At 58.0% G+C, this 6,405-nt stretch carries 7 protein-coding genes and 1 pseudogene; 4 read left to right on the top strand and 4 right to left on the bottom strand.

Annotation, left to right across the window (positions count from 1 at the left end; genetic code table 11):
- The first annotated feature begins 140 nt into the window (after window positions 1–140).
- From HMPREF9056_RS14715 to HMPREF9056_RS14705, 3 genes are all read left to right on the top strand, one after another.
- A complete protein-coding gene (locus HMPREF9056_RS14715; RefSeq protein WP_253269988.1) occupies window positions 141–512 on the top strand; it encodes a hypothetical protein in 372 nt (123 codons plus the stop codon).
- On the top strand, window positions 494–1,066 hold the full coding sequence (locus HMPREF9056_RS14710) for an IS1634 family transposase (RefSeq protein ID WP_009404322.1): 573 nt from the start codon (window positions 494–496) through the stop codon (window positions 1,064–1,066). The genes HMPREF9056_RS14715 and HMPREF9056_RS14710 overlap by 19 nt, the downstream gene beginning before the upstream one ends.
- Before the next feature lie 398 nt (window positions 1,067–1,464).
- Complete coding sequence (locus HMPREF9056_RS14705) at window positions 1,465–1,737, top strand: hypothetical protein (protein ID WP_009404320.1); 273 nt, start codon at window positions 1,465–1,467, stop codon at window positions 1,735–1,737.
- A gap of 401 nt (window positions 1,738–2,138) precedes the next feature.
- Here the strand turns inward: HMPREF9056_RS14705 and HMPREF9056_RS13710 are convergent, their stop codons facing one another.
- The 3 genes from HMPREF9056_RS13710 to HMPREF9056_RS13700 all read right to left on the bottom strand — a co-directional run bounded on the left by HMPREF9056_RS13710 (window position 2,139) and on the right by HMPREF9056_RS13700 (window position 4,618).
- Window positions 2,139–3,566 carry an MFS transporter gene (locus HMPREF9056_RS13710; RefSeq protein ID WP_009404318.1) on the bottom strand — a complete coding sequence of 476 codons (1,428 nt, stop codon included), beginning with the start codon at window positions 3,564–3,566 and terminating at the stop codon, window positions 2,139–2,141.
- A 65-nt stretch (window positions 3,567–3,631) separates the two neighbouring features.
- Entirely contained in the window at window positions 3,632–4,192 is a 561-nt protein-coding gene (locus HMPREF9056_RS15000; RefSeq protein WP_087942234.1) for an SDR family oxidoreductase, read from the bottom strand.
- Between the two features lie 78 nt (window positions 4,193–4,270).
- Window positions 4,271–4,618: an aldo/keto reductase gene (locus HMPREF9056_RS13700; RefSeq protein WP_087942233.1), complete on the bottom strand. Its 348-nt coding sequence runs from the start codon at window positions 4,616–4,618 to the stop codon at window positions 4,271–4,273.
- Window positions 4,619–4,988: 370 nt separating this feature from the next.
- Between HMPREF9056_RS13700 and HMPREF9056_RS13695 the strand changes: the two genes are divergently transcribed.
- Window positions 4,989–5,846 (top strand): helix-turn-helix transcriptional regulator, encoded by an 858-nt coding sequence (locus tag HMPREF9056_RS13695; protein WP_157185043.1) that lies wholly within the window; start codon window positions 4,989–4,991, stop codon window positions 5,844–5,846.
- A 326-nt stretch (window positions 5,847–6,172) separates the two neighbouring features.
- Here HMPREF9056_RS13695 and HMPREF9056_RS08065 read toward each other — a convergent pair.
- A pseudogene (locus HMPREF9056_RS08065) lies at window positions 6,173–6,405 on the bottom strand (IS256 family transposase); the annotation flags it as partial.

Here is a 6,405-nt window from a genome sequence, read left to right as displayed (position 1 = left end):
CCCCCTGTCCGAGAAACACCACGCACTCCACCTGACTCGTGACAGTTTGGTGGGGTCTGGGTTTTGAGGTGGGTTTTTCGTTGATGTCGCGTGGTGTTGGGGGTGTGCTGGCACACTAAGCGGCCGGTAGGGTGGGGGTGGTGAGCCCGTTTCTGCGTAAGGTCAAGACAGCCTCAGGGGCGACGGCGGTGCAGATCGCGGTCAAGGAAGGGCGCCGGGACAAGGTGATCGAGCACCTGGGATCGGCCCACATGGAGGCCGAGCTGGCTGCTCTGATGGAGATCGGCCGGCACCGCATTGCCCCGGACCAGCTGGCCCTGGACCTGACTCCCACGCCACCGGCGGTTTCGGGACTCCTCACGGCCTCAGCCCCGGTCGGCACTGACGCGGTTGGAGTCCAAGCGCTCGGGCCTGCTGTGGGACGTTCTGCACGGGGTCTACACCCGTCTGGGGCTGAGGAACGCCACTGGGGGTGGATCGGGCCTTTGAGCAGATGGTTCTGGCGCGTCTGATCGAGCCGTCGTCCAAGGCCCAGGTCCCCCGCGTCCTGGGTGACCTGGGCCTGGAGCCGGTCAGCACCAGGACCTTGTTCCGCTCCCTGGGACGCTGCGGGCAGCGGGGCTACCGCGAGAGCCTGTCTGGGGCTCTGTTCGAGCACGTCACCGCCAGTGGGGGTCTGGCCCTGTGCCTGTATGACGTGACCACCCTGTACTTCGAGGCCGAGCGTGAGGATGATCTGAGGCGGGTGGGTTACTCCAAGGACAGGCGGGTCGACCCCCAGGTCATCGTCGGCCTGCTGGTCGACCGCCGTGGTTTCCCCCTGAGAATCGGGTGCTGGGAGGGCAACAAGGCTGAGACCGCCACGATCATCCCCATCGCGGAGGCCTTCCAGGCCGCCCACGGCATCGCCGAGCTCGTCATTGTCGCCGGGCGCCGGCATGCTCTCGGCCACCAACCTGACGGCCCTGGACGACGCGAGGCTGCGGTTCATCATCGGGGCCCACCAGGTCCGCGCCCCAGGCGACCTGGAGGCCTACTTCCACTGGGCCGGGGACGCCTTCACTGACGGGCAGGTCATCGACACCATCACCCCCAAGCGGGGCTCGCAGAGCGAGCGGGACAAGAGCCGCAAGGCCGAGCCGGTGTGGGACCCGCACACCCATCCAGGCTCATGGAGAGCGGTATGGGTCTACTCCAAGAAACGCGCGGCCCGGGACAACCAGACCCTCACAGCTCAGACCAACCGCGCCCGGGCTGTCATCGCCGGCGAGAAGCATCCTAAGGGCACGCGTTTTGTCACCGTCCATCAAGGCGATCAGGTCCTCGATGAGGCCTCCATCGCCAGAGCCCGGTCCCTGGTGGGCCTCAAGGGCTACGTCACCAACATCCCGTCCCGCCTGATGGGCGCCGCCGAGGTTGTCTCCTCCTACCACGAGCTGTGGCACGTCGAGCAGTCCTTCGCAGATGAGCAAGCACGACCTGAGAGCCCGCCCCGTCTTCCACCACACCCATGACGCCATCGAGGCCCACCTGACCGTGGCCATGGCCTCCCTGGCCGTCGCCCGCTACCTCCAGGAGGCCACCGGAATCAGCATCGCCAGGATCGTGCGCGAGCTACGCAGCCTGCAGGACGTCACCATCAACCTCAACGGCCACCACCTCGCAGCCGCACCACGTCTGACCGACACCGCCAACGACATCCTCACCGCCCTGAGCACCCCACCCCCGGCACACTAACCGTCATGAGTCAGGCGTGACATGGTTGCCCAAGCCCCAGCACACCCCGAAACGTCCCAGAAGTCATGAGACAGCACAGACGTCCTCGGCATCTGGGGCCGGCGATGGCGAATAGGGCTCGTTCCGGTTGCAGGTATTCTCTGAGCCGAAGAACCGTGGTGCTGAACGTCCTCATCGCCGTCTGCGATGACCTCAAGGGCCTGCGGGAAGCGATCAGCACCAGTTGGGAGCAGGTGGCACTGAAGTGCCTCTAATCTGGTGACGAGCTCGCCTGACCCCACCGGCGGTTCCCGGCATGCTGGATGATCGGGTGTACGCCCGCGCTGAACGCGTTCGCGACCACCTTCGCTGGACGGTTCGAAAGGACCACTCCCTGAAATCCGCCGGGCCCCGCACGCCATTTACCGAACAGACCCGGTACCGGTTACAGGAGCACCCTCACCCACCTGTTCCTCTACGAGCTTATCGCAGTAAATACGTTGCGGTCGTTGGGTACAAACAGCAACAATTAGCGACACGGCCATGGCTCCCGCAGCGACAAATAGCGAAGCCACAAAGCCGCCACGAACATCAGCGACTCCAGCAACAAGAGGGCCAAAAATGGAAACGCCAAACACCCCGCCAAGTTGCCTAAAAGTATTAAAACCCGCGGTTGCCGAGCCGTGACTGTCAATATGAACAGTAACCAATGTCTGAGATGTCATTGTTGGCACTAGCAGACCTGACCCGAATCCACCAGGAAGCAACGCAGCAAATAAAAGCAGCCTTAAGTCACAATAGCCCGCAAGGGCACCAATTAACAATGAGACCGCAACCAACGCCTCACCAAATATAAGGACATGCAGTCGATGGGTTCGTTCGGCCACCCGAGGCGCGACAAGATTTCCGGCAGTCACGAGGCCAGTAAAAGGCAGGAAAGAGATTCCCGCGAGTAGCGCATTATAACCAAGTCCATTTTGAAAATAAAGACTGAGCGCGAACAATACGCCATAGAACATGAAGTTGAAAAAGAACCCCAGACCGATTACGCCAAAAAATTGGGCGTTTCGATAGAGCCCCAAAGGCAGCAGCGGGGAGTGCGCGTATCTTTCAACGAAAATAAACAGCGTCAATGTCACAACGAATAAAGGCAAAGACGTGATTACGAGCGAATCGGACCACCCTCGCTCAGGGGCCTCGACTAAAGCGAACACCAAACTTGCGATAGCGAGGGTAGCGAAAAACTGACCAAAATAATCAATCTTCTTCTGAGAACGAGTGGAAACAGGTGTAGGCCAGAGGCCCGCGGCAAACGCAATTAGCCCAACACCTACGTTGACCCAGAAAATACTTGGCCAACCGAATCCGTGAATGAGCAGGCCTCCAGCGAGCGGCCCAACAGCTAGACCGACCCCGCCCGCCGCAGCGTAAAAACCCACGAGTCTATGGCGCAACCGTTCATCCGTTACGTCGGTGGTCATTATAGTAAGCGAACTTGGCAACACCAATGCAGCCCCTAGCCCCTGGACTAGTCGAGAGACATTGAGATAACTTATGCTCGATGAGGTTGCACAAGCAACGGAGGCCAGAGAAAATACAATAATGCCTACAAGAAATATCCGCCGAGCCCCAAGTACGTCTGCGAGTGAACCGGCAGATAGCAGAAATGCCGCAAATACAAGAGTATAAGCGTTGATGACCCACTCAAGACTTGCCGTCGATGCATGAAAATCGACAGACAACGAGGGAAGAGCAACATTGACGATAGTGCTGTCGACGAAGACGATGAATGCGCCAAGAAGGCCGCCGACGATATGGAGAGTACGTCCGAAATTAATCGTTGCCGACATGAATGTTCCTCTCAGAGTATTGCATTATAAACATGGACATCGGAGACATCAGAAGCGGTTGCCTGTTAACTGAATCGGGCGCCTCCATCAACAAATACAGTTTCTCCGGTCATATAAGAACACTCGATTGCGAACTCGAATGCGCGAGCAATATCACCAGTTTCCGCCACGCGGCCTAGAAGAGAACGAGCTGCCGCATCTTCAAGGACTTTGCGCCGTTGATGTTCCGGTAGCCGGTCCCACATAGAACTGTTCACAGTTCCTGGAGAGACACAGTTCACTCGAACAGGAGAGAGTTCCACTGCAGCAGCCCTCGTGAGGGACTCGATGCTTGAGTTCAGGGCCGACTGGAGGGCGGTTGCCTTGCCAGGTCTAGCAGAGAGGTATCCGCTAGTAAGCGTGACTGACCTTACCGCCCTGATCTCTCGAAGTACCATATAGTTGAGGACGAGTTTGTTTTGAATAGCTCGGTGGACTGAAATATCAGAGAGGTCCTTGAGGGGGCCAGTCGGCGTGTCTGCCGCTGTAACTACGACGTGATCGAAAATGCTGTCACCGAGGGCCGCACGGATGGAACCCGGATCTGAAGCATCGAAAGCGAGTTGATCAAAGTGCGGGTATTTCATCAGGCGTCGACTCGCTATAGTTATAGCATAGCGAGCAGAGAGACGTTCTGCTACGGCAGCGCCAATCCCTGACGTCCCTTATAAAAGATCGATGTGATCGGTCTGAAGGCGCCTCAAGCTTTCGTCGACTACATGTCGAATGTGGTCTGGCGAGCTGTCCGCCGGTAGATGGCTGCCATCTGGCTGGATCATGGGAAACCCGAACTTGGTTGCAATAAAGGCATCATGACGACGCTTGCGTACAGCCTTACCAATAAGTATCTCGTTGGTGAAAGGCCCATAGGCCTCAGCGCTATCGAGATAGGGATTCCCCGAATCGAGTGCTTCCTGGATTGTGGCAACCGATTCGACCTCGTCTGTCGGCCCATACCATTGGGACATGCCCATGCAGCCGAGACCAAAACTGATGTTCGGCAGAATTGTCATATCGGCCCTTTCGGAAGGTTGTTATGCTAGTAGAGATTCGAATTAGAGACAGCGCATCGTTATTGTTCGGTCGGAGGTCCCATGTCAAACGCAATCCTCGGCGAAATTCCACACATCGATAGACTTGAGCGGCTTAGTCCAGTCTGTACATACTCCTTGCGCTCTAACGCTTGCGTGTTGCGGACGGGAGGGGTCACCATACGTCACATGCCCCCCTCCCCCCCAAGTAGCCTTGGCTGGCTGAACGTGAGCGGCATCGTGATGCGACCATGTGCACTTGTCAGAGGTTGGCGGTGTCATGAGGTCGACGCTACCCGCGGAGCGAGAGTGTTACAACGTGTCCACTTATGGTGTTACTAGAGGTGATGGGATGAATCGCAAGACAGCGAAGTCCAGAAGTCGGCGACTGGATAGGACAAGAACAGAACTGGCTGAGTTCCTCCGCAGTCGTCGCTCACGGATCACTCCTGAGGAGGTAGGTCTTCAAGCCTCTGGGCGGCGTCGCACACCTGGATTGCGTCGTGAAGAGGTTGCTGCAATGGCCGGCGTCGGGATCACATGGTACACATGGCTGGAGCAGGGACGCGATATCGGTGTGTCATCCGAGTTTCTCGATGACCTATGTAAAGTACTGAAACTCGATTCAGCTGAGCGCAGGCACCTGTATATGCTCGCTCAGAAACGCCCGCCGAAGGAGTTGTCTCAGGCCGCTTGTACGGTACCGGCGGTTATTCGTGACATGCTGTTTCGACTTCCCGATAATCCGGCATTCGTGTTGAACTCAAGGTGGGACGTGCTTGCGTGGAATAGCGCGGGAGACAAGCTATTTGGATTCTCTGATCAACCTCAGGGTGCACGCAACATGTTGTGGATGACTTTCGCTGACGAGAGATTGCGGGCGCGCTTATCGCCTTGGGAGGAGCAAGCCCGCAGTCTGCTGACCAGTTTCAAGAGAGACTTCGTTCAGTCTCCTCAAGATGCGGAGCTCATTCGCCTCACCGAGAATCTCTCGAGCATCAACGGTACGTTTCGAACATGGTGGAAACAGCCGGACATAGATGGAAAATGTAATGGAAAACGAACTTTCACCCTAGATCGGTTGGGTGAAGTTACTCTCTCCCATGTCACCATGACTTTCGGTTCTGATCGGCAGTTGCGTCTTGTCTATTACACATCGCTCGACGAAGCAATGAAACCCTTTACGGAGTGGTTGCGTTCGGATAAGTGATTTATGGCAGTCACGAAACGTGATCGTTTGTTTGGGTGTTGATTGGGAGGTGTCCGAAGCCGTAGGGGTGAGCTCCATACGGTGATGGCAGTTCCCACGGCGACCCGGCCGGGACGCTGACAGGCCTGGGGCGGGTCATCGTGGGATCAACCATCTGAAGGGCTCCACGATGACCCAGGGCCAGTCTGCCTTGTCTGCCGCAGGAACTCCTCGACGACTCCTCCCTGGCGCACGAAGAGGTCTTCCGCCGCCTGCTGCGGGCGGGTCTGCAGGACCTCATCGATGCCGAAGCCGAGCCTGTCAATGTTTTTGTGTAAGTGGGTTTGTCAGAGGTAGGGGTTGATGCGGTCGGGGTAGGCGGCGGCGAGCTGGGCGAGGGCCTGCTTCCAGTTGTTGGTGACCTGTCCTTGGACGAGGCGGCCCTTGGCCTTTCTCTTGTTCGCGGGAGCGCCGGTCTCCTTGGCTCTCTCGGCGGCGCGACGGTCCTCGATGTTGCAGATCGCCAGCCACAACAGCTTGATGGCCGCGACTGGGCTGCTGGGTGTTTTTCGGACACTGC

This window comes from Actinomyces sp. oral taxon 170 str. F0386, from assembly GCF_000195595.1.
GTDB lineage: Bacteria > Actinomycetota > Actinomycetes > Actinomycetales > Actinomycetaceae > Actinomyces.
Note: the sequence above shows the minus strand (reverse complement) of the source record. Positions and strands in the feature narration are given on the sequence as shown.